The 26,645-nt window shown below is 72.8% G+C and carries 20 protein-coding genes and 1 other RNA gene; 9 read left to right on the top strand and 12 right to left on the bottom strand.

What is annotated here, in order from left to right; genetic code table 11:
* Nucleotides 1–41: 41 nt before the first annotated feature.
* Entirely contained in the window at nt 42–1,652 is a 1,611-nt protein-coding gene (locus AC27L3_RS09665; RefSeq protein WP_487233580.1) for a S1 family peptidase, read from the top strand.
* Nucleotides 1,653–1,742: 90 nt separating this feature from the next.
* Nucleotides 1,743–3,272: a trypsin-like serine protease gene (locus AC27L3_RS09670; protein ID WP_487233581.1), complete on the top strand. Its 1,530-nt coding sequence runs from the start codon at nt 1,743–1,745 to the stop codon at nt 3,270–3,272.
* A gap of 82 nt (nt 3,273–3,354) precedes the next feature.
* Here the strand turns inward: AC27L3_RS09670 and AC27L3_RS09675 are convergent, their stop codons facing one another.
* From AC27L3_RS09675 to AC27L3_RS09685, 3 genes are read right to left on the bottom strand one after another with little or no spacing between them, the layout of a single operon-like run.
* Nucleotides 3,355–5,418 carry a PIG-L family deacetylase gene (locus AC27L3_RS09675; protein ID WP_487233582.1) on the bottom strand — a complete coding sequence of 688 codons (2,064 nt, stop codon included), beginning with the start codon at nt 5,416–5,418 and terminating at the stop codon, nt 3,355–3,357.
* 5 nt (nt 5,419–5,423) lie between these two features.
* Nucleotides 5,424–8,300 (bottom strand): stealth conserved region 3 domain-containing protein, encoded by a 2,877-nt coding sequence (locus tag AC27L3_RS09680; RefSeq protein WP_487233583.1) that lies wholly within the window; start codon nt 8,298–8,300, stop codon nt 5,424–5,426.
* Nucleotides 8,301–8,340: 40 nt separating this feature from the next.
* Nucleotides 8,341–9,366, bottom strand: a complete 1,026-nt coding sequence (locus tag AC27L3_RS09685; protein ID WP_487233584.1) for a hypothetical protein — start codon at nt 9,364–9,366, stop codon at nt 8,341–8,343.
* A 418-nt stretch (nt 9,367–9,784) separates the two neighbouring features.
* On the opposite strand from AC27L3_RS09685, the gene AC27L3_RS09690 reads away from it, so the two are divergent.
* Nucleotides 9,785–11,674 (top strand): stealth family protein, encoded by a 1,890-nt coding sequence (locus tag AC27L3_RS09690; protein WP_487233585.1) that lies wholly within the window; start codon nt 9,785–9,787, stop codon nt 11,672–11,674.
* Nucleotides 11,675–12,478: 804 nt separating this feature from the next.
* Here the strand turns inward: AC27L3_RS09690 and AC27L3_RS09695 are convergent.
* Together AC27L3_RS09695 and AC27L3_RS09700 are read right to left on the bottom strand one after the other, a co-directional pair.
* Nucleotides 12,479–12,664 carry a hypothetical protein gene (locus AC27L3_RS09695; RefSeq protein ID WP_487233586.1) on the bottom strand — a complete coding sequence of 62 codons (186 nt, stop codon included), beginning with the start codon at nt 12,662–12,664 and terminating at the stop codon, nt 12,479–12,481.
* Between the two features lie 134 nt (nt 12,665–12,798).
* The gene (locus AC27L3_RS09700; protein ID WP_487233587.1) at nt 12,799–13,923 is read right to left on the bottom strand and encodes a hypothetical protein; all 1,125 of its coding nucleotides are present in this window, start codon (nt 13,921–13,923) and stop codon (nt 12,799–12,801) included.
* A gap of 287 nt (nt 13,924–14,210) precedes the next feature.
* Here AC27L3_RS09700 and AC27L3_RS09705 point away from each other — a divergent pair, with 287 nt between their 5' ends.
* The 3 genes from AC27L3_RS09705 to AC27L3_RS09715 are packed head-to-tail and all read left to right on the top strand — an operon-like array spanning nt 14,211 to nt 17,051.
* Nucleotides 14,211–15,050 carry a Nif3-like dinuclear metal center hexameric protein gene (locus AC27L3_RS09705; RefSeq protein ID WP_487233588.1) on the top strand — a complete coding sequence of 280 codons (840 nt, stop codon included), beginning with the start codon at nt 14,211–14,213 and terminating at the stop codon, nt 15,048–15,050.
* 16 nt (nt 15,051–15,066) lie between these two features.
* On the top strand, nt 15,067–15,810 hold the full coding sequence (locus AC27L3_RS09710; RefSeq protein ID WP_487233874.1) for a zinc ribbon domain-containing protein: 744 nt from the start codon (nt 15,067–15,069) through the stop codon (nt 15,808–15,810).
* Nucleotides 15,811–15,854: 44 nt separating this feature from the next.
* A complete protein-coding gene (locus AC27L3_RS09715; protein ID WP_487233589.1) occupies nt 15,855–17,051 on the top strand; it encodes a bifunctional RNase H/acid phosphatase in 1,197 nt (398 codons plus the stop codon).
* A gap of 27 nt (nt 17,052–17,078) precedes the next feature.
* On the opposite strand, the gene AC27L3_RS09720 is transcribed toward AC27L3_RS09715, so the two are convergent.
* Nucleotides 17,079–17,384, bottom strand: a complete 306-nt coding sequence (locus AC27L3_RS09720) for a hypothetical protein (RefSeq protein WP_365965473.1) — start codon at nt 17,382–17,384, stop codon at nt 17,079–17,081.
* A gap of 174 nt (nt 17,385–17,558) precedes the next feature.
* Nucleotides 17,559–18,341, bottom strand: coding sequence for a peroxide stress protein YaaA (gene yaaA, locus AC27L3_RS09725; protein ID WP_487233590.1), 783 nt, complete (start codon nt 18,339–18,341; stop codon nt 17,559–17,561).
* Between the two features lie 134 nt (nt 18,342–18,475).
* On the opposite strand from yaaA, the gene AC27L3_RS09730 reads away from it, so the two are divergent.
* A complete protein-coding gene (locus tag AC27L3_RS09730) occupies nt 18,476–19,942 on the top strand; it encodes an RNB domain-containing ribonuclease (protein WP_487233591.1) in 1,467 nt (488 codons plus the stop codon).
* 29 nt (nt 19,943–19,971) lie between these two features.
* Nucleotides 19,972–20,370, top strand: an RNA gene (gene rnpB, locus AC27L3_RS09735) — RNase P RNA component class A.
* A 2-nt stretch (nt 20,371–20,372) separates the two neighbouring features.
* Here the strand turns inward: rnpB and AC27L3_RS09740 are convergent.
* Nucleotides 20,373–20,816 carry a hypothetical protein gene (locus AC27L3_RS09740; protein WP_487233592.1) on the bottom strand — a complete coding sequence of 148 codons (444 nt, stop codon included), beginning with the start codon at nt 20,814–20,816 and terminating at the stop codon, nt 20,373–20,375.
* A gap of 522 nt (nt 20,817–21,338) precedes the next feature.
* On the opposite strand from AC27L3_RS09740, the gene AC27L3_RS09745 reads away from it, so the two are divergent.
* Nucleotides 21,339–22,061, top strand: a complete 723-nt coding sequence (locus AC27L3_RS09745) for a hypothetical protein (RefSeq protein WP_487233593.1) — start codon at nt 21,339–21,341, stop codon at nt 22,059–22,061.
* Nucleotides 22,062–22,492: 431 nt separating this feature from the next.
* Here the strand turns inward: AC27L3_RS09745 and AC27L3_RS09750 are convergent, their stop codons facing one another.
* The 4 genes from AC27L3_RS09750 to AC27L3_RS09765 form a co-directional block, all read right to left on the bottom strand.
* Nucleotides 22,493–22,690 carry a hypothetical protein gene (locus AC27L3_RS09750; RefSeq protein ID WP_487233594.1) on the bottom strand — a complete coding sequence of 66 codons (198 nt, stop codon included), beginning with the start codon at nt 22,688–22,690 and terminating at the stop codon, nt 22,493–22,495.
* 980 nt (nt 22,691–23,670) lie between these two features.
* The gene (locus AC27L3_RS09755; protein WP_487233595.1) at nt 23,671–24,603 is read right to left on the bottom strand and encodes a 3-oxoacyl-ACP reductase; all 933 of its coding nucleotides are present in this window, start codon (nt 24,601–24,603) and stop codon (nt 23,671–23,673) included.
* Nucleotides 24,600–25,676 (bottom strand): Zn-dependent alcohol dehydrogenase, encoded by a 1,077-nt coding sequence (locus tag AC27L3_RS09760; protein WP_487233596.1) that lies wholly within the window; start codon nt 25,674–25,676, stop codon nt 24,600–24,602. The genes AC27L3_RS09755 and AC27L3_RS09760 overlap by 4 nt, the downstream gene beginning before the upstream one ends.
* 36 nt (nt 25,677–25,712) lie before the next feature.
* Complete coding sequence (locus AC27L3_RS09765) at nt 25,713–26,579, bottom strand: MaoC/PaaZ C-terminal domain-containing protein (RefSeq protein ID WP_487233597.1); 867 nt, start codon at nt 26,577–26,579, stop codon at nt 25,713–25,715.
* Nucleotides 26,580–26,645 lie beyond the last annotated feature (66 nt).

A 26,645-nucleotide genomic window follows, 5' to 3' on the forward strand; every position in this document is an offset into this window, starting at 1 on the left:
CGGCACCTCCGCAGTTCCCAGCTCACCTCACAAGGAATCACATGTCTGGCAAGGGTCCGCGCACCGCGTGGATAGCAGGTGTTCTCGCAACCTCTGTCGCCGCCGGTGTCGCCATCGCCACTCCCGCCGCCGCTGTCGTCGGTGACGAGGCCAAGGAGGGGCAGTACGCCTTCACCGCGAAGCTCGACCTCGGTGACGGCAAGCGCAGCTGCACCGGCGCGCTGGTGGAGAGCCAGTGGGTGCTCACCGCCGCGAGCTGCTTCGCCGATGACCCCTCGCAGGGCTTCCGTATCACCGGCGGTGCGCCCAAGCTGAAGACCGTCGTCACCGTCGGCCGTACCGACCTGACGCACGACAACGGCACCGTTGTCGAGGCCACCGAGCTCGTTCCCCGTGGCGACCGCGACCTGGTCATGGTCAAGCTCAAGGCCCCGGTGGCCGGCGTCAAGCCGGTCGAGCTCGCGAAGTACGAGCCGAAGCAGGGCGACGAGCTGCGCATCGCCGGTTACGGCCGCACCAAGGACGAGTGGGCGCCCATCGCGCTGCACTCCGCCGCCTTCGGTGTCAGCGGCATCAACGGCGCCTCGCTCTCTCTGGACGGCAAGGGCGCCGACGCGACCACGTGCAAGGGCGACTCCGGCAGCCCGGCCTTCCGGGAGAAGGACGGCGTGTTCGAGCTGGCGGCCGTCAACAACGCCTCCGGGCAGGGCGGCTGCTTCGGCGTCGACGAGGCCGAGACCCGCAAGGGTGTCAGCAGCACGCGCGTCGACGACGTGGCCGACTGGGTCCAGCAGACCTACGCGCAGACGCTGCTGCCGCGCCGCGGCTGGGGCAATGCCGCGCACCTGGCGTCCGGCTACTTCACCAGCGAGCCCACCGGCAAGCGCCGCATGGACCTGTTCGTGGCGTGGAAGGACGGCTCCGCGAGCCTCTTCCAGGGTGCCGACTACGACAACCCGAAGTACCCCTTCACCCGTGAGATCCCGCTCGAGGGTGCAGGCAGCTACTGGAAGAACGCCGTCGCGGTCACCGGCGGCCGGTACACCGACAGCGGTACCGACGGCATCACCGTGCGCTGGGCCAACGGCAAGCTCTCGACGTACACCCACGTCGACGAGAAGGGCTTCCACGAGGAGAAGACCCTCGCCGAGCCCGGCTCCTGGTGGTCGCACGCCCGCCTGATCACCTCCGGCCGCTTCACCGCCAACGCCCTGCGCGACGACCTCCTCGTCCTGTGGGAGGACGGCTCCACGTCGATGTACACCGACACCGACGTCAACGGCGTGAAGAAGGAGACGCAGCTCACGCTGAAGAACGACGGCTTCAAGAACGCCGTCCAGATCAACGCCATCGAGTTCACCGGCGGCAAGACCGCCGACCTGATGATCCGCTGGAACGACGGCCAGACCCAGGTCTTCCCCGGCGGCGACACCAAGGGCGACCACGGCCGCGTCCAGGTCACCCCGGAGAAGTACCACTGGACGCACGCCGCCCAGATCACCGTCGGCAACTTCACCAAGCCCGGCGGCCGTCTCAACGACATCCTCGTCCGCTGGGACACCACCGACCTCAGCTACTACCCGAACGTGACCCCCAACGCCATCCCCTCCAAGGACAAGGGGCCCATCGGCGAGGTCCAGCTCGTCGGCTGACCCCCCTGACGAAACCGGGCCGCCCCTCCGCCAAGGGGCGGCCCGCCCCTTTTCCGCAGACTTCTGCAGAATCCCAGGAGCTTTCTCTTCATGTTTGACAAGCGTTCGCGCGTTGCCCGGGCGGCCACCGCCGCCGGCCTCGTCGCAGCAACGGTCGGCGCCGCCACCCCGGCCTTCGCCGTCGTCGGCGACGAGGCGAAGGACGGGCAGTACGCGTTCAGTGCGCGGCTCGACCTCGGTGAGGGCAAGCGCAGTTGCAGTGGTGCGCTCGTGGACGAGCAGTGGGTGCTCACCGCCGCCAGCTGCTTCGCCGACGATCCCTCGCAGGGCTTCCGCATCACCGGTGGTGCCCCGAAGATGAAGACCGTCGTCACCGTCGGTCGCACCGACCTCGGGCGCGACGGCGGTGCCACGGTCGAGGGGGTCGAGCTCGTTCCGCGCGGTGACCGCGACGTGGTCATGGTGCGTCTGGCCAGGGCCGTCACGGGCATCACCCCGGCCGGCGTGGCCGGCTACGAGCCCAAGGCGGGCGACGAGCTGCGCGTCACGGGCTACGGGCGCACCAAGGACGAGTGGGTCCCGGATCTGCTGCACACCGCCGTCTTCGGCGTCAGCGGTGTCTCCGGCACCACCGTCGACCTCGCCGGCAAGTCGGCGGACGCCAGTGTGTGCAAGGGCGACACCGGCGGTCCGGCCTTCCGCGAGAAGGACGGGCGCGTCGAGATCGCCGCCGTCAACAGCGGCTCCTGGCAGGGCGGTTGCTTCGGTGCCGACGAGACCCGTACCGGCGCCGTCTCCGCCCGCGTGGACGACGTGAACGGCTGGATCCAGCAGCTGCGGCTGACCGGGAAGTCCGACCAGATCACCAATGTCGTCACCACCGCCGACTTCAACGGCGACGGCCGTACCGACGTCGCGGCCGTGATGAAGGACGGCTCGCTGCAGGCCTTCTACGCCGGCCCCGACGGCACGCTCGGCTACGGCCGTGCGCTGTGGAACGACAACACGTGGGACGGCAAGAAGAAGATCATCGGCGGTGACTTCAACGGCGACGGCAAGGCCGACATCCTGGCCGTCGACCCGGACGGCACCCTGCAGCTGTACGTCGGCACCGACAGCGGCAAGCTCGCGCCCCGGAAGAAGGCCTGGTCCGACACCTCCTGGGGCAGGATTCCGCTCGTCGCCCGCTACAAGGCGGACGGCTGGCAGCGCGACGGTCTCATCGCGCAGTGGGACGACGGCTCCCTGATGGCGTACTCCACCGCCGCCGACGGCACGCTCAGCGGCCAGCGGCACGAGATGTGGCGCGACAAGACCTGGACCAAGAAGCAGATCGCCACCGGTGACTTCAACGGTGACGGCCGTGACGACATCGCCGCGGTGTCGACCGCCGGCGGCCTCGCCCTGTACGCCGGCAACGACAAGGGCACGTTCGACAACGGCCGCGACATGTGGCGCGACGCGACGTGGGACACCATGCAGGTCGTCCTCGGCGGTGACTTCAACGGCGACCGCAACGGCGACCTCTTCGCCCGCTGGGGCCGTGGCAGCTTGCGCTGGTACGCCGGTGACGGCAAGGGCGCCCTCGCCGACGCCCGCGTGTTCTGGCCCGGTTCCTGACCGGCTCGTAGAAGCAGCAGTCCGGCCCCTCACCTCGATGCGAGGTGAGGGGCCGGACCCGTTCGCGGCAACGGCGCGCGCTCTACTTCACGCCCGCCGCGTGCAGTTTTGCGTCCGTGCCGAGCCAGGCCACCGTGTGCTTCTTGCCCTTGGCCGTGCCCAGGGCGGCGGTGCCGACGACCAGGCCGGGCTGGGTGGTCCAGCGGGGGGTCTTGCCGGTGCGCCACAGGGCGAGGCTGGTGGAGCCGTTGTCGTTGCGGGCGGCGACGAGGGTGTGCTCGCCCGCGGGCAGGAGGGTGGCGGGGCCGAAGCCGCGGGCGGCCAGGCCCAGTTGGAGGCGTTCCCACTCGGTGGTGCCGGCGGGGAGCCGGTAGGCGAGCAGGGTTGCGGTCTTCGGTTCGCGGATGACCAGCAGGAGGGAGCCGTCGGGGCGGGCCAGCGCGGCCGGCGGGTCGGCGGGCAGGGGGAGCTTGGTGGGCAGGTGCTCGAAGGTGCCGCCCGGCTGCCGCTGGACCCAGTGGTGGACGGTCTCGTGGCCGGAGCCGAAGACGTGGATGCGGCCCTTGGCGTCGGTGACGGCGGCCAGGCCCTCCTGGACCTCGGCGCCGCCGTCGAGCTGGGTCCACGGGGTCCAGGTGCCGTCGGGCTGCTGGTGACGGGTGGCGACGCCCTTGGCCCAGTTGCGGGCGAAGAGCTGGGCCGAGCCGTCGGCGTTGCGGGCGACGACGGGGCCGCCGACGCGGCGGCCGCGCGCGGCCCGGTCCTCGGGGTTGCCGAGGGAGGTCCAGGGGCCGAAGTCGCCGTTCTTGCGGTCCTGTTCGGCGACGACGAGCTCGCGGCTGTTGTCGTCGGGGCCCGGTCCGAGTCCGGTGATGCGCTCGGCGAAGACCTGCCAGCGCCCGTCACGGGTGAGGGCGGCCGTCAGGCCGGGCAGCAGGGGGCCGCCGCCGAGGAGCTTGGGGCCCTGCCACTTGCCGCTGCCGGCGGAGCTCTCGTGCCACAGGGCGGCCTGCTGGTCGAGGACGCCGAAGGCGGTGAGGCGGCCGTCGGCGTCGGGCAGCACCCAGGTGGCGTTGCCCGGGTAGCGGTAGCTGGTGCGCTGGGCCCAGCCGGTGCCGTACGCGCGGTTCTGGCCGACGTCGTAGTCCCCGCAGCCGGCGGGGAAGTCGCAGGAGCCGGGGGCGCCGCCGTAGGCGTTGAGCACGGCGACCTTGCGGCGGACCGCGGCGTCGGGCAGGTTCTGCGGCCACCGCTCGTTGTAGTAGCCGCGGTAGGCGGTGACGGTGTAGTGCGCGCCCTTGCCCGGTCCCCGGTAGCGCTGGAGGGCGGCGTAGGTGAAGAGGGCGGCCGCGGTGTGGTCGGGGTGGTCGGAGTAGCCGGCCTGGTCGTGGTGCAGGCGGTTGCGGCCGTCGTGGACCTGCATGTCCGGGTCCAGGTCCATGGTGCGCACCAGGGTGGGCCGGAAGTGGTCCAGGACGGCGGCGAGGACGTCGATGACGGCGCCGCGGTCGACCGGGTGGGATTCCTGGACGGTGGAGCCGGCGGCGACGCGGGTCTTGCCGACGGCCTTGGGGTCGGCCCACAGGGCCGGCAGGCGTACGTCCTTGCCGCCGCCGGCCTTGTCGTCCGCGGTGTGCTGGGCGATGCCGAGGAACACCAGGACGACGCCGGGGTGGCTGACGAGGGTGTCGGTCTCGGCCTGCAGGCCCCCGGGCAGCGGCAGCACGCCGCGCTTCCACTCGGCGTGCGGGTCGCCGGCGGCCATGAGGGCGTACGCCTGCCGCAGGCCCTGCTGGCGGGCGCCGGCGTAGCCGGCGAAGTCCGCCTTGAGGCGTTCCTTGCGGCCGGGCACCTTGTTGCGGCCGTCGGCCTCACCGCTGGTGAGGTAGACGCTGACGACCTTGTCGTTGGCGTCGATGGACTGCCGTACGTCGGGGTTCATGAAGTACAGGTCGTCGTCGGGGTGGGCGACGATCTGCATGCTGGTGGCCCCCGAGGCGCCGTCGTCGCCGACGGGCACCTGGGCCCGGGGCGTGACGGTGACGGGCTTGGGCTGCTCCTGCGTCTTCGAGGTGCAGCCCGCCGCCGCGAGGGCGAGCATCGCGGCGAGCACCGTTCTCCTGCGAGGGGCAAAAGAGGTCGTCATGCCGGTCACTCGCCCCCGTGGACGAGGCGGCGGTTGCGCTCGGAGCCCTTCTCGAACTGGGAGGCGACGGGGAAGTAGCCCTCGAGGAAGACCGCGAGGGCATCCGCCTGCTCGTCCTCCGGCACGTCCCCGTCGTGGTAGTCGTTGATGCAGAACACGTCGTTCGCGCGCGTCGCGAGGATGCGGTGCAGGCGGACGTGGTGCTCGCGCAGGCCGACGTTGACGAAGGCCGAGCTGATGCTGCCCGGCAGCGAGCGCCCGGTGAACAGCGCGTACCAGTGGTGCAGCGACGAGGCGATCGCCAGGTCGCTGCGGCTGCGGAACTGGGCGGAGGCCGTGGTGCCGATCTCCTCCGGGAACCGCTCCTCCAGCTCCTCCAGCACGCTGCGGCGCAGCGGGTGCGGGGTGTGCAGGAAGGTGTTGGTGACGGTCTTGCCGAACTCCCGCTCGATGAAGGCCCGGTTGTTCTTCGCCGCGGCGAAGACGAGGTCGCTGTCGAGCGAGGGGTCGCCGGCCGGGATGGCCGTGGGCGACATGAAGCACTTGGCCGCGCCCGAGCCGTGGAAGAAGGACTCCGGCTGCATCGGACGGCCGAGGAAGACGTCGTCGTTGAAGTAGAGGATGTGCTCGGCGATGCCCTCGATGCGGTGGATGCGGCTCTCGATGGCGTGCGAGTTGAACGACGGCAGGCGGCCGGTGTCGCCGAAGACCTCGCGGTGGCTGACGACCTTCACGCGCGGGTGGTCGGTGTCCAGCCAGTCGGGGGTCTGGTCGTCGGTCAGCAGGTAGATGGTGCGCACCCAGGGGGCGTGCATGTCGAGCGAGCGCAGCGAGTAGCGCAGCTCGTCGCGGCTGCGGAAGCGGGCGGAGGCGCCGGCGGAGGCGGCGGCCAGGATGCCGTGCTCGGCCTGCGTCTTCTCCTTGCGGGCCAGCCACGCGGGGTCGGTGCCGTCGACCCAGGTGTAGACGACGTCGATGGGGAAGTCGACCTCGTCGACGAAGGTCTTGGCGTACGCCTCCAGCGTGCTGTACTCGCGCTCGCCGATGCGGGTGGTGGCGGGCTTGGCCAGCTCGGTGCGCGGCAGGGTGGCGCCGTAGCGGGTGCCGGAGGGGAAGGTGACCGTGGTCTCGTCGTCCTCGGTGTCCTGCCAGAAGGCGACGGTGCAGCCGTAGACGCCGCTGACGCGCAGCTGGCCGCCGCCGGTGATGACGGGGCGGAAGACGCGCATGCCCACGCAGGTGGCCGGGATGACGGAAGGCGTCAGGTAGCCGGCGAGGACGGTGCGCAGCACGGAGCCGCGGGCGTTGAGCAGGGCGACGTAGACCGGCTCGTCCTTGTAGCGGCGGGCGAGCTCGTCGACGAAGGCGTCGCGGGAGGCGCCGTCGACGGCGATGGTGTGCCGCAGCTGGGTGGTGGGCGTCACCGCGTAGGCGATGCCCTGGGCGTCGAGGGCGTCCACGGCCAGGTCGAGGTTGTCCTGCATGACCTCGAAGGGCGTGGTGTTCTCGCGGACGAGGCAGATCTGGCCGCCGGCGCGCTTGACGTCGGGGCGGGCCGCCTCGATGCGCACCTCGTGGGCCTTGTGGGCGACGTCGGAGAAGGAGCGGTCGATGCCGCGCGGCACGGCGGCGCCGGCGATGCCGCCGGCGGTGTCGGCCGCGGCCTGCAGCATGCGGCGGCGGGCCCGCTCGGCGTCGCGCCGGCCGCCGGAGCGGTGCGCGGCGAGCTCGTCGAGCAGGTCGTTCCACTCCTTGGCGACCTGGTCGTGGCTGAAGCGGCCGGCGTTCTCCAGGGCGGCGGCGCCCATGGCGCGGCGCAGCTCGCCGTCGTCCATCAGGCGGGCGAGGGCGTCGGCCAGCTCGCCCTCCTCGCCCAGCGGGGCGAGCAGGCCGTTCTCGCCGTCGGTGAGGATCTCGCCGGGGCCGTTGGGGCAGTCGTAGGCGACGACGGGCACGCCGGCGGCCTGGGCCTCGACGAGCACGAGGCCGAAGGCCTCGACGCGGGAGGTGAGCATGGCGATGGACGCCTTGGCCCACTCCTCGGCCATGTTGCCGGTGCTGCCGACCAGCTGCACCTGGTCGGCGACGCCGAGGTGGTTGGCGAGGTTCTTCAGGGCGCGCATGCGCGGGCCGTCGCCCAGGACGCGCAGCGTCCAGCGGGGGCGGTCGGCGGCCACGGCGGCGAAGGACCGTATGGCGTGCTCGACCTGCTTCTCGGCGGCCAGGCGGGCGCCGAGGACGACGGTGCGGGTCTCCAGGGTGGAGCGCGGGCGGAAGCCGTCGGGCAGGGCGTTGCCGATGGCGGCCAGGCGCGGGGCGCAGGCGCCGAGGGTCTCGGCGAACCAGTCGCGGGTGCGGCTGGTGAGCGAGACGAGGGCGTCGATGTGGGAGGTGTACATCCGCAGCGGCTCACCGGTGACGCCGCGCAGCTCGGAGACCCGGTGGTCCATGTGCACGGTGAGCACGTGGCGGGGGGCGAGCTGGGCCATGTAGGCGAGCAGGGCGGGCGTGGAGGAGATCAGCACGTCCGCGTCGGTGTCCTGCAGCGCCTCGGCGAGCTCGAGGTCGGCCAGGCGGTTGAAGGCGGCCTCCCACTCGGGCTGGACCAGCTCGCTGGGGGCATTGGCCAGGCGCCGGTGGGCGGCGGCCAGCTCCGGGCCGCCGTCCGCCTCGGACCGCACCGGGCGCTGCTGCCCGCCGCGGGTGTCGATCAGGTTGCGCACGCGCACGGCGCCGCTGTCGAAGAACGCCTCGTCCTGGGTGCGGAAGACGCTGAGGATCTCCACCTCGTGCTGCTCGGCGAGCAGCTCGGCGAGGGTCATCGTCGCGCGTTCGGTACCGCCCATGGTGTCGGCGGAGGTCAGCAGAAAGGTGATTTTCACGTGCGGCCTTCGTGTGTGCGGCGGTCCGGTGGCGGTGTCCTCAGCGGGTGCTGGGGGTGCGCGGTGTGCAGACGAGCCGAAGCGCGCCGCGGCGGGTGTACTGGGGCTTGATCTGGACGAACGTGCCGTCCGCGGCCCGTACGGTGAACTTGGGCGGGATGAACACCTGGCGCGGGGCGCGCAGGTCGTGGCCGCGCCGGCCCAGCTCCAGCGGCCGGGCCCCGCGCGCGGCGCGGGGCAGGCGCAGGCTCCAGGTCTGGGCGCGGGAGGTGTCGAGCACCCGGGCGAGCGGCACGGTCAGCCGCCAGGCGCTGTCGTCGCCGGGCAGCGGCTCGGCCGTGTGCCGGACCACGCCGCGCCGGTCCTGCTCGGCGAGCTCGACGACGGGACGGGTGCCGCCGGCGTCGGCGCCGTACAGGGCGAAGAGCACGTCCACGCCGCTGAAGGAGCGCTCGATGCGCAGCACCTCGGCGCGCGGCTCGGCGGCGGCGACGGTCAGCCGCAGCTGGCCGGCCGGGGTGATGCCCAGGCGGTGCCGGCGGCCGGTGACCGGGCAGACGGCCAGTGGCCGGGTGGGGCCGCCGTACGCCGGGGCGCCGTCGCCGAGCAGGCGCAGCCGGACGGTCGCGCCGGGGCGCTCCACCTCCAGCGCCAGGTGCCAGCGGCCGACGGTGACCGGCAGGCCACCGGCCTCGGCGCCCAGCAGGACGGTGGCGGTCGCCGTGAGCTCGCCCGACGTGGTGCGCTCCAGGCGGGCCTCGGTGCGCACGGCCGTGGCGCCGTTGATCAGCACCAGATGGGCCGGGGCGGCCTCGGGGGTGCCGGCGGGGAGCACGGCCTGCAGATTCAGGGTGTGGCCGTCGAGGACGGCCGCGTACTGGACGCGGGCCGCCGAACCGTGGGCGGCCGGCATCAGCACGGAGTCGACGTAGGTGTCGCGGCCGTTCGCGATCCCGGTGCCCACGCGGCGGCGCACCTGCTGCCCGACCTTCCAGGCCGGGCTGCGGCGCAGCGCGATGCGGGCGGACTTCTTGATCACGCGCAGGGCGTGGCGGGGGGCGGTCACGGGCGCTTCCCGTGGCCGTCCGCCGCTGCGTGAGCCGCGGGGGTCATGATCTGAACGAGCACTCATTCAGGGTAAGGGGCGGGCCGCGGTGGCCCGCCCGGTCGGCAGCGGCTTTCGCCCTGCCACCCCGCTCTTGCGGGGGCGTTGCCACCAGGTGAAATTCCCCACACGGCCGGTGCGGAACCGTACGGCCCGAAAAGCGGTGGATCCCTTGAAGGGAGCGCGTTGCACGCCCGCCCGCGCCCCGGCCCACGGCCGGGGGACGGCCCGGCAGCGGATTGCCTCCGCGCAAAACGCTCTGGTAGTTACTTGTTTCTCTGTGTTTCCGGGGCCGCGAGCTGGCCGTCGCCGCACGGCGGGCCGTAGGCCGCCAGGCGGGCCGCGCGACCGGGCTGTGCGACCGAGGGGTTGAAGGATCTTGGCACTCGACCAGTCGGCGAAGCCGGTGACCGGCGAGGACGCCGCCGGCCCCGCCCCCGCCCCGGCGGCCGTGCCGTCCGTGCCCCGCCAGGCGAACCCCGAGAAGTCCGGCCTGGTCAAGGCCTACCGCCGGCTGCTGCCGGAGAGCGCGCGGCGCGCGATAGCCCAGCGGGTCTCCGTCGAGACCCGCGGCGCCCTCATGCAGCACATGGCCGACTCCCTCGACCTCCAGCAGCGCCACCAGCGCCTGCGCGGCCGCCGGCTGCAGCGCCGCTACGCCGGGCACCTGGAGTCGCACCTGCCGCGCGCGGTGCTGGTGGACGGCAAGGCCCACATAGCCCTGGTCGACCCCGCGCCCACGCCGCACGGCGCCCGTGCCGAGGCCCTGTCGCTGGTGACCTCCGCGCTGGAGGACGCCGGCATCGACCACTTCTGCGTCCGCTGGGCGACCGAGGGCACCGCCCCGGCCGTCGCCGTGGCCGCCGCCGACCGCCGCCGCGCCCTGCAGCAGCTGGCCCGCCTGTGCGCCCGCACCCCCGGCTACGTCGCCGCGGTGGACCGTACGGGCGCTCCCGGCCAGGCCCTGCCCGGGTTCGTGGCGGGCACCTGGCGGCAGCTGGAGAAGACCGCCGTCCTGCGGCTGACCTGGCTGCGCACCACCGCCGACGGCTCGCTCGTCCTCGGCCCGGAGCACGGCTGCGACATCCAGTTCTGGACGCGCGAGGACGGCCCGTACGGCCGCCCCGTGCTCACCGCCCCCCGCCGCAACGGCGTGGTGGAGGAGATCGACGCCGACGGCGAGACCGTCGAGGCGCCCCTGGAGCTGTTCACGGGCCCGCTGGGCCACGCCGCCGAGGGACCGGCCACCGCCCGGCGCGGACGCCGCGTGCGCACCCGCCCCGAATTCACCCTCCGGCTCCCCCAGGACATCACCTTCCCCATCGACGTCGTCTACACCTGGGTCGACGGCAACGACCCCGCGTGGGCCGCCCGGCGCGCCCGCGCCCAGCGCGAGGCCGACGGCACGGGCGAGGAGCGCCACGAGGAGGCCGCGAACGACGCGCGCTACATCAGCCGCGACGAGCTCAAGTACTCCCTGCGCTCCATCCATCAGTACGCGCCCTGGGTGCGCACGATCTACCTGGTCACCGACGACCAGACCCCGGAATGGCTGAACACCGACCACCCCGGCATCCGGGTGGTCGGCCACCGCGAGATCTTCTCGGACCCGGCCGTGCTGCCGACGTTCAACTCGCACGCCATCGAGACCCAGCTGCACCACATCGAGGGACTCTCCGAGCACTTCCTGTACTTCAACGACGACGTCTTCCTCGGCAGCCCCCTCACCCCGCAGGACTTCTTCCTCTCCAACGGGCTCACCAAGTTCTTCCCCTCGCCCGCCCTCGTGCCCCTCGGCGCCCACAACCCGGCCGACCCGCCGGTCGCGGCGGCGGCCAAGAACAACCGGGCCCTCATAGAGGACGGCTTCGGCGCCACCTTCACCCAAAAGATGCGCCACGTGCCGCACGCGCTCAGCCGCAGCGTCCTCGACGAGATCGAGGAACGCTACGCCGACGCCCACGCCGCCACCGCCGCAGCCCGCTTCCGCAGCCCGGCCGACCTCTCCGTCGCCTCCTCCCTGCACCACTACTACGCCTACCACCGGGCCAAGGCCATACCGTCCGACCTGCGCTACGTCTACATGGACCTGGCCCACCCGAACACCTCCCGCAGGCTCAACCGCCTGCTGGCCCACCGGGACATGGACGCGTTCTGCATCAACGACACGGTCTCGACGGAGAAGGACATGGCGCGCACGAACGCCCTGATAGCCCCCTTCCTGGAGGGCTACTTCCCGGTGCCGAGCCCGTTCGAGAAGCGCGGATAGGCAGGAGCGGCTTTCCACAGCTTCACGCCGACGAGCCGGGGCCCGATGGGCCCCGGCTCGTCGGCGTTCGCGTCATGCCCGGCAGCACACGGAGGCGCCGGGCAGGGTAGGCAGCGCGCTGCTCAGGGAGCGGCCGGACGCCCACTTCTTACCTGAAAGTCGTAACTACCGCCGCATTGTGCCCTGTTGGCACACCCTGGCCGCTAGCGTTCTCCCCGGTGTCGCAACCGAGCGCCGGATTTCCGGGGCGCCTGCCACCGGTCGGCCTTCCTCGCTGGAGGGGGGGCCTGACTGGGGCACGGTCTCCCGGCGCGCCGGGTACGGCCGTGCCCACGGCCGGGCCCTCCATCCGGAGGGTCCGACCGCTGGTGGGTACAGCCCGCCCAGGAGAAAGGCGCGAGCCTTTGCGGCATCGCAAGAAGAAGGACTGGTCTCACCTCAGGGTCCTGCTCCGACGGATCCACAGGCTGACCGCCCCCATGGTGGGAGCGGCCATCGGCGCTGTGATCCGCTGGTGGTTGGAGGTGAATCACCGAAAGTGACGACCTGAGGACGGTGTACCCCCACCAAAGCCACTGGTGGGGGGCCACCCAGGTCTTCACTGCCTTCTGTCGAAAGTCCGCCACTGTGCCCTCAGTGGCGGGCCTTCCCGTGCCGTCGTCCTCACCTGGCTGGTGGGGGTTCGCCGGCCCGGGCACTCACCACGGTAGCGGCTCCGGTCCGCCCGTGCGGGGCAGCCGGAGAAGAATGAGGCGGACGAGTCGGCCCGTACGCCGGGTTCTGTCTCCTCGGCTCCGCTTCGCCCTACGCCGGCGCGCCCGGGGCGCGGCGGTGTTTGCCGTGGGGCATCGCCGGGGCCTGGGCCGCGGCGGCGTCCTCCGCCGCCACCGGGCCGCGGTGGCGGCCCGTGCCGGTGGGGGTGGTCGCCCGGGGGGCGCGTGCTTCCGTCTCGTGCGTCGTCTCGGTGCGGGCCGCGGCGGCGTCGGACATGGCGGTACGTCACTCCGTCGGGTCGGGAAAGGGTCTCGATCCGGCGGCCGTGCACGGTTGTTGCGGCCGGCCACCCGGCCGGCAAGTCTAACGGGACCTTGATCACCAAGCCAGCCGGTGCCCGCCCGGTCCCACTAGCCGGACGCGCGTGCGCACGGTGCCTGCTGCAGCGGTACGGGGCGCGGGGCGGGCACGGGGGCCAGGGCGGCGGGGCCCGTGAGGGGCTCGTCCTCGTCCTCGTCGTCCGCTTCGAGGCACAGCGGTTCGGCCAGGTCGCCGCCGGGGTCCTCCGGCGGGGGCAGCCGCAGCCGGGCGAGGCCGCAGGGCACGCTGGGGGTGACGAAGGGCAGTTTGAGTTCGCCGCCGGTCGTCCACAGGCCGGCGCCCGTGAGCCAGCCGACCGGCCCGGGGAACTGCCGCAGCCGTTTGGCGGCCGCGCTCCACACGCCGACCCAGCTGCCGGCGCCCTCGCGGTCCACGCGGAAGGCGACCGAGCACTGTTCGGGGGCCAGGCCCTGTCCGGGCTGGGCGGCGAAGGGGGTGAGCGCGGTGCCCGGGGGCAGCAGGCACTCGGGGAAGCGGACGGGCCGGGCGGAGCCGAGCACGCCCCAGCCGAGCCGGTCGGTGCCGGGCGCGTCGGAGCGTACGAGGAGCAGGCCGCTGTCGGGTTCGGCGAGCAGCAGCCGGTCGTTGCTGGTGTCGGTGATCTGCAGCAGGGGGCTGGTCTCGCCGCCCCGGCCGAGGTCGACGACGACGGTCTTGGTGACGCCCTCCAGCTCGCGGTCGAGGGCCAGCAGCCGCCCGGCGCGGTCGAGCCAGGCGCCGCCCTCGCACCGGCCGGGGATGGTGGCGAGCAGTTCGGGGCCGTTGCCGCCGCCGTGCACGCGCCACAGCGTGGTGTGCCGTTCGGCGAGGACGAGCGCGTAGGCGCGGGCGCCGTCGGGCGCGGGGGGCAGCAGGGAGAGGTGACGGCATTCGATGGCCCCGAGGGGGACCTCGCCGGTGCCGTGACCGGTGGGGTAGAGCAGGGACAGTGCGTACCGCTCGGCGACCCGGCGCCGGATGAGCACCCGGCCGTCGGTCAGCGGCAGCACCTGGCTGTCGGCCTCCTCGGGCTGGCTGCCGGGCAGCGACACGGCGTAGGGCTCGGGCCCGTCCAGCGTCCAGCGCTCGGGGAACCAGCCGTCCGTGCCGCGGCCGAGGGCCAGCCACGCCGCGTACGAGCCGTCCGCCGTGACGGTGAATGCGGGGCGTCTCATGTCCGCCGGCGGCGCACTCCGCGCGGGGGCGGACGGGGCCGAGGGGCCCGGAGGACTCTGTGGATCAGAGGGGGCCGGGGTGCCAGGGGGAGCACAGACCGTCATGAGAAACGTCACCTCCGGCACAGAACGTAGTTATCGGGCGTCCCGCCGAACCCTGCGACCCCCGCGGCTTCACGCGTACGGGTGGTGAGTTTTCCGTTTTCCCGAGACACGCAGGGTGGGTGTGCTTGCCGGACGGCCACCGAGGAGGCCGCCCGGGGCACGCGGCCAGGTAGCCTTTCCCCGTGCCCGTACTGTCTGAAGTGATCGCCGCCCTCGAAGCCCTCTGGCCGCCGGAGCGGGCCGAGCAGTGGGACGCCGTCGGCACGGTCTGCGGCGACCCCGACGCCCCGGTCACCCGGGTCCTGTTCGCCGTCGACCCCGTGCAGGAGATCGTCGACGAGGCCGTGGAGCTCGGCGCCGACCTGATCGTGGCCCACCACCCGCTGTACCTGCGGGGGACGACGACGGTCTCGGCCGGCACCTTCAAGGGCCGCATCGTGCACACCCTGATCAAGAACGACATCGCGCTGCACGTCGCGCACACCAACGCCGACAGCGCCGATCCCGGCGTCTCCGACGCCCTGGCCGGCGCCCTCGACCTGCGCGTGACCGGCCCCCTCGTGCCCGACGCGAGCGATCCGGCCGGCCGCCGGGGCCTGGGCCGGATCTGCGAGCTCGACCCGCCGGTGCGGCTGGCGGAGTTCGCCGAGCGCGTCGCCAAGCGCCTGCCCGCCACCGCGCAGGGCGTCCGCGCGGCCGGCGACCCGGACCGCCTCATCCGTACGGTCGCCGTGTGCGGCGGCTCCGGCGACTCCCTCTTCGCGGAGGTCCGCGCCGCGGGCGTCGACGCCTTCGTCACCGCCGACCTGCGCCACCACCCCGCCTCGGAGGCCCAGCAGCACAGCCCGCTGGCGCTCATCGACGCGGCGCACTGGGCCACCGAGTGGCCCTGGACCGAGCAGGCCGCGGCCCAGCTCGACGAGATCTCCGACCGGTACGGCTGGGGCCTGCGCACCCACGTCAGCCGCACGGTCACCGACCCCTGGACCGCCCACGCGGCGTCGTCCGCCCATCACCAGTAACCCCAGGAGCCCCCAACTGAACGCCGCGCCCGCCGACCAGATCCGCCTCCTCGACCTCCAGGCCCTGGACGTCCGCCTCACCCAGCTCGCCCACAAGCGCAAGGCCCTGCCCGAGCACGCCGAGATCCAGGCCCTCGAAGGCGACCTGACCCAGCACCGCGACCTGCTCGTCGCCGCGCAGACCGAGGAGAGCGACTGCGCCCGCGAGCAGACGAAGGCCGAGCAGGACGTCGACCAGGTCCGCCAGCGCGCCGCCCGCGACCAGCAGCGCCTGGACTCCGGCGCCGGCCTGTCCCCCAAGGACCTGGAGAACCTCCAGCACGAGGTGGCCTCCCTCGCCAAGCGCCAGGGCGACCTGGAGGACGTCGTCCTCGAGGTCATGGAGCGCCGCGAGGCCGCCCAGGAGCGGGTCCGCGAGCTGACCGGCCGCGTGGAGTCCGTCCAGGCCAAGGTCAACGATGCCGTCGCCCGCCGGGACGCCGCCACCGCGCAGATCGACGCCGAGATCGCCACCGTCACCAAGGAGCGCGAGGTCGTCGCCGACTCCATCCCGGCGGACCTGATCAAGCTGTACGACAAGCTGCGCGCCCAGTCCGGCGGCGTCGGTGCCGCCCGCCTGTACCAGCGCCGCTGCGAGGGCTGCCGCCTGGAGCTCAACATCACCGAGCTCAACGAGGTCCGCTCCGCCGCCCCCGACGCCGTCGTGCGCTGCGAGAACTGCCGCCGCATCCTCGTCCGTACGCCCGAGTCGGGGCTGTAGGCCCCGGCGGAGCCGTGGCGAAGGCCGGAACGAAAGCGAACACGATGCCCCACCGCTTCATCGTCGAGGCCGACGGCGGCTCCCGCGGCAACCCCGGCCCCGCCGGCTACGGCGCGGTCGTCCGCGACGCGGCCACCGGGCAGACGCTGGCGGAGGCCGCCGAGTACATCGGGCGGGCCACCAACAACGTCGCCGAGTACAAGGGCCTGATCGCCGGACTGGAGGCCGCCCGGGCGCTCGACGCGGAGGCGAGCGTCCAGGTGCGGATGGACTCCAAGCTCGTCGTCGAGCAGATGACGGGCCGCTGGAAGATCAAGCACCCGGACATGAAGCCGCTCGCCGCCCGGGCCCAGCGGATCCTCCCGCCCGGCAACGTCTCCTACCAGTGGATCCCCCGCGAGGAGAACAAGCACGCCGACCGCCTCGCCAACGAGGCCATGGACGCCGGCAAGGCGGGCCGGCAGTGGGAGCCGGGCCGCTCGTCGGCCGGACTCGCGGTCGCGGCCTCCGCCGCGGCCGGCACCACGGCCACCCACGCCGTCGAGGTGCCCGTCGCCGAGCCCCTGGCCGAGCCCAAGGCCGCACCCGTCGGCTGGGCGGCACCGGCCGACCTCGGTGCACCCACCACCTTCGTGCTGCTGCGGCACGGCGAGACGGCCCTGACGCCCGAGAAACGCTTCTCCGGCTCCGGCGGCAGCGACCCCGCCCTCTCGCCCGCCGGCCGCCGCCAGGCGAGCGCGGCCGCGGCCGCGCTCGCCGCGCGCGGCACCATCCAGGCGATCGTCACCTCCCCGCTGCGGCGCTGCCGCGAGACGGCCGAGGCCGTCGCGGGCCGGCTGGGCCTGGACGTACGCGTCGAGGACGGCCTGCGCGAGGCCGACTTCGGCGCCTGGGAGGGCCTGACGTTCGGCGAGGTCCGCGAGCGCTTCCCCGAGGACCTCGACGCCTGGCTCGCCTCGGCCAAGGCCGCCCCCACCGGCGGCGGCGAGAGCTTCGCGGCCGTCGCCCGCCGGGTGGCCGTCACCCGGGACCGGCTCATCGCCCGGTACGCGGGGCGCACGGTGCTGCTGGTGACGCACGTGACCCCGGTCAAGACGCTCGTACGGCTGGCCCTGGGCGCCCCGCCGGAGTCGGCCTTCCGCATGGAACTGTCGGCGGCCTCGCTGTCGGCGGTGGCCTACTACGCCGACGGCAACGCGTCGCTGCGCCTGCTCAACGACACGTCGCACCTGCGGGTGTGACCGCGTCTTCCAGGGAACCGTCGACTTCTACGGAACCGTCGACGCCACCCGCTCGCAGCCCGGGCACTCCCACCGGTCGGGCGCGCCCACGCGCGGCGGCGTCATGTCGAGGTCGCACTGCGGGCACCGCAGGGTGATCGGCTCCACGTGACCGCACGTTCCGCACACCCACATGGGCCCCTCGCAGTCGTGCTGCCGCCAGGCCGTGCGCCGGCAGCGGGCGCACCCGGTGGTGACGATGCCCGCGCCCCTGCTTATCACCGGCGGCTCGGGCGTGCTGTCGGCGTACTCGATGATCTGTGCCCTGATCCGGTCGTCGTCGGTGTTGGCCATCCTGAGCAGGTGTGCGACTCGCGAGCGTGCTTCATCAACGAAATCGTTCATGGCAGGCAGCAGGTTAGCGGGACGGCGGTCACCGTCGTTCACCTTCTGTCAGCCGGTCACCCGCCCGCCACCCCCACGAGTGGCGGGATGCGGACTACAGCTCGGTCACCAACAGCTCGGCTGCTACAGCTCGGTCACCACGACGTCCAGTGCGCCGGGCTTCGCGCCCTGCTCGACCACGTACCCCAGCTCCCGCAGCGCCTCGGCGAGTTCGGCCGGGGTGGCGGGGGCCGAGCCCGAGGTCAGCAGGTCACGGACGATGCGGCCCTTGGTCGCCTTGTTGAAGTGGCTGACCACCGACCGCTTCTCGACGCCGCCGACGACCTTGGCGTGCAGGACGCGCACCGTGGCCGTACGGCCCGCGAGCTCGCCCTTGGGCTTCCAGGCGGTGGCGTACGCCGCCGAACGCAGGTCGAGGACCAGCCCCGAGCCCGCCGCCTCCGGCAGCACCTCGGCCATCGGCCCGCGCCAGAAGGCGCCCAGGGCGCCGAGGCCGGGCAGCTTCACGCCCATCGAGCAGCGGTAGGAGGGGATGGCGTCGCCGATGCGCACCGCGCCCCACAGGCCCGAGAACACCAGCAGGGAGCGCTCGGCCGCGCGCCGGGCGGCGGCGGGCAGCGTGGCCAGGTCCAGCGCGTCGTACAGGACGCCCGTGTAGACCTCGGCCGCCGGGCGGGTGGGGGCGGTGCGCAGCGCCGCGTTCTTGGCGATCTCCCCGCGCAGGCCCTGGCTGAGGCCCAGCACCTCCGCCGCCTTGTCCTCGTCGCCGGAGCACAGCTCCACCAGCTCGCCGAGCACCCTCTCGCGGGCCTCGCGCAGGCCCGGCAGGGACAGTCCCGCGATCTCCAGCGCGGCACCGGTACCCCCGGTGGCCTTCCCCTCGGACGGCGGCAACAGCACGAGCACGGTCGTATCTCTCCTCGATGGGGACGGAAGGCTTCGGCGTCGGTCAGCCGTGTGCACCCTAACGCCGCCGCACCCCGACGCCGTACGCCGCACTCGCCGTGCCGGGCGCTCGCCGCGTGCCTAGGCTCGGTGCCATGCCCCGCCGCCCGCTGGCCGTGACGGACAGGGAGCACGGCCCGCTGCTGTCCGCCCTGCACGAGCTGCGGACGCGCACGGCCGTCCCCGCGGCCTTCCCGCCCGCCGTGCTGCAGGAGGCCGAGCAGGCGGCACGGCGGCCGGCCATGCCCGCGCACGACGCGACGGATCTACCGCTCTTCACGATCGCCCAGCCCGGCTCGAAGGACCTCGACCGGGCGGTGTCCCTGGCCCGCCGGCCCGGCGGCGGCTACCGCGTCCACTACGCCGTCGCCGACGTGGCCGCCTTCGTCCGGCCCGGCGGCGCCCTGGACGCCGAGGCCCACGCGCGCGCCCTCACCCTGTACTACCCGGACCTGCGCATCCCCCTGCACCCCGGGATCCTCGCCGAGGACGCGGCCGGCCTGCTGCCCGACCACGACCGTCCCGCCGTCCTGTGGCAACTGGACCTCGACGCCGACGGTCGCCCGACCAGGACGGACGTACGCCGCGCCACCGTGCGCAGCCGGGCCCGCCTCGATTACGCGGGCGTCCAGCGGCGGCTCGACTCCGGCACGGCCGAGGAGCCGCTGCGGCTGCTCCGCGAGATCGGCGAACTGCGCGAGCAGCTCGAACGCGAACGCGGCGGACTATCGCTGCACGTGCCCGAACGCGTGGTCGTGCGGCGCGGGGACGGGCGGTACACGCCGGAGTACCGCGCCCCGCTGCCCGTGGAGCGCTGGCACGCCCAGCTGTCCCTGATGACCGGCATGGCTGCCGCCCGCCTGATGCTCGACGCGGGCACCGGCATCCTGCGCACCCTGCGGGCCGCCCCGCCCGACGCAGCCGACCGGCTGCGCCGCGTGGCCCGCTCGCTCGGGGTGCCGTGGCCGCAGGACATGCCGTACGCCGTGCTCGTACGGGCCCTCGACCCCACCGACAGCCAGCACGCGGCCTTCCTGCAGGAATGCACCGCACTGCTGAGCGGCGCCGGGTACGCCGTCTTCGACCGCGACCGCCCGGCGGCGCTGCCCCGCCCCGCCGACCCGGTCCACGCCGCGGTCGCCGCCCCGTACGCCCACTGCACCGCCCCGCTGCGCCGCCTCGCCGACCGCTACGCGAACGAACTGGTCCTCGCCGCCGCGGCCGGCACCGCACCCCCCGAGTGGGTGCGCGCCGCGCTGGAGGCGCTGCCGGCGCAGATGGAGCGCGGCGCCCGGCGGGCGGCGCAGGCGGAGCGCGCATGCGTGGACCTGGTGGAGGCCGCACTGCTGCGCGACCGCATCGGCGAGATCTTCGACGCGTACGTCGTCGACGTCGTCCCCTCCCGCCCCACGGCCGGCACCGTCCACCTCTACGACCCGGCCGTCGCCGGCCGCGTCGAGGGCCCCGCCGACGGCCCCCCACTGCCCCTCGGCCGCCGGCTGCGCGTCCGCGTGACCGCCGCCGACCCGGGCAGGGCCGAGGCCGGGTTCGCCCCGGTGTGAGCGGCCGGTACCATGGTCGGCACGGCGGACGAGCCGGCCGGGCGGTCGCGGAGGATCGAAGGATCCTCCGAGGAACGTCCGGGCTCCACACGGCAGGGTGGTGGGTAACGCCCACCCGGGGTGACCCGCGGGACAGTGCCACAGAAAACAGACCGCCGGGGGCCTCGTGCCCTCGGTAAGGGTGAAACGGTGGTGTAAGAGACCACCAGCGTCCGGGGTGACCCGGACGGCTCGGTAAACCCCACCCGGAGCAAGGTCAAGAGGGGCCGCCACGGCGGCCCTGCGCGGATGTTCGAGGGCTGCCCGCCCGAGTCCGCGGGTAGACCGCACGAGCCTGTCGGCAACGGCAGGCCTAGATGGATGACCGCCTCCCCGGCGGCCGCAAGGCCCCCGGGAGACAGAACCCGGCGTACAGGCCGACTCGTCCGCCTCACACCCCTCTGACCTGCGGAAACGCAGAGCTGAGGGGCTTTATTTTGCCCCGTGGGGAGTATCTGGGGAGTTTCGGCCCGAGTACTCGTTCCAGAGGGCGCTTCCCCGGGCGGGGGATGACCGTCACCTTCGGCGGAGGGATCACCCCGGCCTCTACCAGAGCGGGCTTCCACTGCTTGCCGTCGAACGTGGACCGGTTGATGGCGCCGCCACGCGTGGTGGTGACCAGAACTCGCACCGTCACGAGGGGACGCTCATTCCACGGCAGGTTCGCCCGGTCGGGATCCACCCACGGCAACGTCACCTCGACCGTGCCGAACTCAGCCGCACGCGCGTCAACAGCGGCAGCGAGCTCGGGTGGGCAAGGCGCCTCGCGGGTCTTGTTGCCCTTTGGCGGAGCGAACGCCAGCCGGCCGTTGACCTTGACGACCTGCCGGGTCACCGTGATGACGTCGCCGTCGATGTCGTCCGGCGAGAGCCCGAACGTCTCCCCCCTGCCGTAGCCCGGAGCCGACGCTCAGGCCGCGGAAGCTACGCGATACCGCGGGTGTCGAGGTTCTTGGGACCCCATAGACCTCGCCGCCCTGATCACGTTCTCTGAGTAAGAGTCCATTCGAGAGGAGGACTCCGGCCATCCCCAGACGCGACACACGCTCTCCACTCATATATGACATTGGGTCCCAAGCGGACGCCAAGCGCCTTCTTCTGCGACCGATTGTCAACTCTGCTTATACGAAGCCACCCCTTCGGGGAGTTTCGCTGCGGACCACCGCCACTACTCATACAAGCTGACACCCTGAACGGACGGGACGGAGTTCCTCCGTCGCGACAGGCTCCTCCCTGACACTTCACGGTTCGCTCGGGGGTGACAATGTCAGATGACAGTCAAGGCGGAGGCCAGCCGCCCGGAGGTGGGGGCCGGCCGGACGAGGATGGATCTTTTTGGAAAGGCGCCAAAAAGAAGGTGCTCGCCGGACTCGGTGCAGCCGTGGTGGCTGTCATCGGCTTCGTTGTGACGCAGGTAGGGACTGACGTCAAGGAAAAGGTCTTCGGCGAGCCAACCGGGATCGACGTCAGCGTCGAGCAAGGGAGCGACTGCAATTCGGCCGGCTGGATCTACCCGCACAGTCCCGACAGCGAGCTCATGAACACCCCTCCCGGAGCCGGCAAGCGCATCCAGGGCCACACCTGGGACCAGGATCCGGATGCTTTCGGCGCCGTCCCTGCCGGCCCGGTCAAGCTGCACATGGTAGTTACCGCGAAAGCGGTGAGGTCGGCCGTCATCCTGAAGAGCCTCACCTTTCGCCTCGTAGAAAAGAAGAAGCCGGTCGAGGGTACGCACGTCAATCTCGGGCGCGCTTGCGGCAACGGGGCGACCTACCACTATGGGGCCGTCAATTTCGATATGAGTGCGCCGTACTGGGTCACACGGCCTGCGCTGCCAAGCAACGAGCGCTCGGACGAGCTCAAGTTCCCGTACAAGGTCACATCAACCGACCCATCCATCCTGCTCGTTACGGTGATTCCGAGCGGGCACTGCAAGTGGGACGCAAGGCTCGAATGGGCGGACGGAAAAACATCGGGAACCTATGTGATCAACGATCACGGGCACCCTTTCGAGACTGCCGAGATCCAAAAGAACGTTCGGTCATTCGAATGGATAGACGGCAAGAGGAAGGAAACCTGAACCTTCCTGCGGGTTCCGGGAGGACCGGCGCAGTTACCCGCCCGCCCCTCAAACGAGGCTGTTCCGGGTTCTCTCATCTCGTGTCACACTCGTCAACAGCGCCCCCGCGTGCCCGCATACCGGGGAACAGTGATCACTCGAAAGCCCCGTTGGCCCCGCCGACGAGGCTTTCGGCGTACCCGGGAGGAGGCAGACGCACGTGTCCCCGACACCCCCACCGATCATCTGCGACACCGTCGCCGCCGCCAGTGGATCCGACGCGGCCACGTCGAGCGCAGAGGGTACGACCACACCGGCCGCGCCCTCGTCGACCTCCGCGAAGTGCGCGCCTACCTCATCGACCGGAACATGGCCCCCGGAGAACGAGGTCGGCTCTCCTTCGAGGCTGCCATCCGGGTGTGCCCTCGCGTCTCACGCAGCCTGGTGTCGGTCTACGCGGAGCCGAAGCGCACGCTCCGGGCGGGAGTCGTGGACCCCTGCCAGGACGATTGCGCGCCGACGATCGCCAGCGGCTGCTGGCATGAGGAGTCCGCGTACACGACCGCCGTGGTGTCCGTGCCGTTGCTGGCCCTGCTCGCACCGCCGGCAAGCGCCAGGCACTGGTCGTTCGGCGGGCTGACGAGTGACATGTTCGCCCCCGTGTCGGCCCGGGTGTACACGAACTGGCCGTTCGCCGCCTGCGCGCTCGTGGGCAAACCCACCAGCAGTCCCAGCGTGGCGAGAGCGGGCACAACGGTTCCGAACAGCCGCCGCCTCATACATCGTGAAGTCATGGCACATCCCTTCGAATCGGGACTTACCGCGCTTACCTCACAGCCTGTTGTTTGATCAGGGAATACTCAATGTCGCAAGGCGGGATTACCTCGACCGGGCGGTCATTAGCACAAGAGGACGGAATCAGCCGTGGGCGGCGCCTCGCCTCAGCCTGTCGGCCCGGCCCCCAGGGCCCGCGGACCGGCGTCGAAGCGTTCTGCTGAGCGCCGGCGGCGTAACAAGGACGGCGTCGAGCTGGTGCGCGCGGCGGCCGGGCAGGAGACCCCGGCCGGCGCGACCGCCATCGCGGATTACCGGGCCGCTCTGGGCGCCTGACGCCTGTCTCCACGAAGGGGTGGCCGCCGCCTCCGCCGAGGCTCTTCCGCCGGGCGTCATCGATCCGGTGGCCATCGGCCCCACCTGGCGCCGTGGCCCCGACGGCCGGTTCGTCCTGCCCGAGTTGTCGTTGGGCTGGCACGTCCTGGCGTGGACCGCCCAGTACCTCCGGCACGCTTCCGGCCAGCCGTGGCGGTACACCCCGGAGCAAGCTCGGTTCACGCTCTGGTACGACGCGTCTTCTTAGGGGAACGGCCGACGGCCCGGCGGCTCGGCTCACCGGTGGCCGGAGACCGGACGCTTGGCCGTCCGTCCCGGGCCGCTTCGGCCTCGGCCGCGGTCAGAGGCACGTTGCTGATCGTCTGCTCGGTGACCCAGCGGCCCCCGTCAGCCTGACGACGCCACTCGTGAAGGAGGCCCTGAAACGCCGGGGAAACGCTGAACCGGCGCCCACCGGATCAGCGGGGCTTTCGCGTTGTGGAGGGCCGTCACTCGCCGGAGTCGAATCCGGTGTCCCCGTTCACCCACCCCGCCGCAGCCCCAGCACCTCCGGGGCCGCGAAGCCCTCGCCCGGGTCGCGCCTCGCGTAGTACGGGGAGAGGAGGCCGTCGAGTTCCTCGACCGTGAAGGTGTCGGACTTCGTCTCGAAGGTTGCCGCCACTCGGGGGCGCTCCATCACCGCCACCAGGCCGCCGTGCACCACGAACACCTGGCCCGTCACCGTCGCCGCCGCCGGTGAGGACAGGTAGGCGACCAGGGGGGCCACGTGGTCGGGGGAGAGGGGGTCGAGGCCGGGCGGGGGTGTGCCGAAGAGGTCTTCCGTCATGCGGGTGCGGGCCCGGGGGCAGATCGCGTTGGCCGTCACGCCGTATTTGCGCAGGGCCGCCGCCGTCGAGGTGGTGAGGCCGATGATGCCGCCCTTGGCCGCCGCGTAGTTCGGCTGGCCCGCCGAGCCCGCCAGGAACGCCTCCGACGATGTGTTGACGATCCGCCCGTGGACGGGGGCGCCCGTGGCCTTGGCGCGTTCCCTCCAGTACGCCGCGGCGAAGCGCACGGTGGTGAAGTGGCCCTTGAGGTGGACGCGCAGGACGGAGTCCCATTCCTCCTCGGTCATGGAGAAGACCATGCGGTCGCGCAGGATGCCGGCGTTGTTGACGAGGACGTCCAGCGAGCCGTACGTGTCGACGGCCAGCTGCACCAGCTCCCGCGCCGCGGCGAAGTCGGAGACGTCGCCCGTGTGGGCCACGGCCTGCCCGCCGGCCGCGCGGATCTCCTCGACGACGTCCTGGGCCGGGCCGGGCGAGGGGGCGCCGGTGCCGTCGCGGCCGGGGCTGCCGAGGTCGTTGACGACGACGTTCGCGCCGTGGCGGGCGAGTTCGAGGGCCTCGGCCCGGCCGAGGCCGCGGCCGGCGCCGGTGACGATCGCGGTCCTGCCTTCGAGGGCGGCGTTCACAGCATCACCCAGGTGCGCAGGGCCTCGCCGCTGCGCATCTGGTCGAGGGCGTCGTTGACGCGGGCGAGGGGGACGCGGTGGGTGATGAGACCTTCGAGGTCGACGCGTCCGGCGCGCCACAGGGCGATGGCGCGTTCGTAGGAGCGCAGGACGTCCCCGCCGCCGTACAGGGAGGGCAGGATCTTCTTCTCGTCGAAGAACAGCTCGAACATGTTGAGGGAGAAGTGGTCGTCCATGGCGCCGGCCCCCACCACGCACAGCGTGCCGCCGCGCCGGGTGGCGTCGTAGGCGGTGCGGGCGGTGGCGGCCTTGCCGACGACCTCGAAGACGTAGTCGAAGCCCTCGCCGCCGGTGATGCGGGCGGCGGCGTCGCGCAGGCCCTCGGGGGCGACGGCCTCGGTGGCGCCCAGGCGCAGGGCCGCGTCGCGGCGCGACTCGACGGGGTCGACGGCGACGATCTGGGCGGCGCCGGCGACGCGGGCGCCCTGGACGGCGCTGATGCCGACGCCGCCGCAGCCGATGACGGCGACCGAGGAGCCGGCCGTGACCCGTGCGGTGTTGAGGGCGGCGCCCAGTCCGGTGGTGACGCCGCAGCCGATGAGGGCGGCGATCTCGTAGGGGACGTCGTCGGGGACGGGTACGGCGCAGCGGGCGCCGACGACGAGTTCCTCGGCGAAGGTGCCGGTGCCGGCGAAGCCGTACAGGTCGGTGGTGCGGTGGCGGAAGTTGGGGGCGGCGCCCTCGGCGAGGCCCTTCAGGCACAGCTGGCTCTGGCCGCGCCGGCAGGCGGGGCAGCTGCCGCAGGCGGGCAGCCAGCACACGAGCACCCGGTCGCCGGGCTTGACGTGGGTGACGCCGTCGCCGGTGGCGAGGACGTCGCCGGCGCCCTCGTGGCCGGGGACGAACGGGGCGTGCTGCGGCAGGACGCCGGACATGGCGGACAGGTCGGAGTGGCACAGTCCGGCGGCGCGGACGCGGATTTTGACCTTGCCGGGCCCGAAGCCGGTGGCCTCGACGTCGTCGAGGACTTCCAGGCGGTCCTGCCCGGTCTTGTGCTGGACGGCGGCGCGCATGGGGAGGGCTCCCTTCACGGGGCGAGGAGACAGACCTCAGGAGTGCTCGACGACCGTGTCCGTCAGCACGGGCGCGTCGTCGCGCTCGACGGCGGTGGCGGTGACCTGGATGCGTCCGGGGCCGGGCGTGTCGCGCCACATGCGCACGCGCAGGGTCTCGCCGGGCAGGACGACGCCGGCGAAGCGGGTGGCGTACGAGCGCACGCGGCCGACCTCGCCGTCGAGCGCGGTGTCGACGACGGCCTTGAGGACGATGCCGTAGGAGCACAGCCCGTGCAGGATGGGCCTGTCGTAGCCGGCGAGCTTGGCGAACTCGGGGTCCGCGTGCAGCGGGTTCCAGTCGCCGGACAGGCGGTAGAGCAGGGCCTGGTCCTCGCGGGTGGGCCGCTCGGCGGTCAGGTCGGGGGCGGTGGCCGGGGTCTGCAGGCGGGCGGTGGTGCCGCGTTCGCCGCCGAAGCCGCCCTCGCCCTTGACGAAGATCTCGCTGGTGCTGGTCCACAGCGGGCCGGCCTCGTCGGCGACGTCGGAGGACAGCACGATGACGGCGGCCTTGCCCTTGTCGTGGACGGCGCGCACGCGCGCGGTCTGCGTCGCCCGCTGCGCCCGTACGGGCAGGGGCCGGTGGACGGTGACGGTCTGCCCGCCGTGCAGCACCGCGGCGAGGTCGACGTCGACGCCCGGCCAGTCCAGCCCGCCGGCCACGGCGCGGCCGCCGCCGGCGACGGTCGCGAAGGAGGGCAGCACATGGAGCCGGCTCTCCAGGGTGTAGCGCAGCTCCTGGGGGTCGGTGGCCGGGGTGCCGGCGCCGATGCCCAGGTGGTAGAGCAGGACGTCCTTGTGGTCCCAGGCGAGGGTGGCGGTGCGGGGGGCGGCGGCGAGGGCCTGGGCGGGGTCGATGGGCATGGAGGCGGTACTCCTATCGCCGTCTCGAACGCAACGGACTCGAACGCAACGGACTCGAACGCAAGC

The sequence above is a fragment of the Streptomyces sp. PKA51 genome (assembly GCF_057552455.1).

Coding starts and splice junctions, on each gene's coding strand:
- AC27L3_RS09665 (WP_487233580.1), top strand. CDS start 42: ATGTCTGGCAAGGGTCCGCGCACCGCGTGGATAGCAGGTGTTCTCGCA.
- AC27L3_RS09670 (WP_487233581.1), top strand. CDS start 1,743: ATGTTTGACAAGCGTTCGCGCGTTGCCCGGGCGGCCACCGCCGCCGGC.
- AC27L3_RS09675 (WP_487233582.1), bottom strand. CDS start 5,418: ATGACGACCTCTTTTGCCCCTCGCAGGAGAACGGTGCTCGCCGCGATG.
- AC27L3_RS09695 (WP_487233586.1), bottom strand. CDS start 12,664: ATGTCCGACGCCGCCGCGGCCCGCACCGAGACGACGCACGAGACGGAA.
- AC27L3_RS09700 (WP_487233587.1), bottom strand. CDS start 13,923: ATGAGACGCCCCGCATTCACCGTCACGGCGGACGGCTCGTACGCGGCG.
- AC27L3_RS09715 (WP_487233589.1), top strand. CDS start 15,855: ATGCCCCACCGCTTCATCGTCGAGGCCGACGGCGGCTCCCGCGGCAAC.
- AC27L3_RS09720 (WP_365965473.1), bottom strand. CDS start 17,384: ATGGCCAACACCGACGACGACCGGATCAGGGCACAGATCATCGAGTAC.
- AC27L3_RS09730 (WP_487233591.1), top strand. CDS start 18,476: ATGCCCCGCCGCCCGCTGGCCGTGACGGACAGGGAGCACGGCCCGCTG.
- AC27L3_RS09750 (WP_487233594.1), bottom strand. CDS start 22,690: ATGTCACTCGTCAGCCCGCCGAACGACCAGTGCCTGGCGCTTGCCGGC.
- AC27L3_RS09760 (WP_487233596.1), bottom strand. CDS start 25,676: ATGCGCGCCGCCGTCCAGCACAAGACCGGGCAGGACCGCCTGGAAGTC.
- AC27L3_RS09765 (WP_487233597.1), bottom strand. CDS start 26,579: ATGCCCATCGACCCCGCCCAGGCCCTCGCCGCCGCCCCCCGCACCGCC.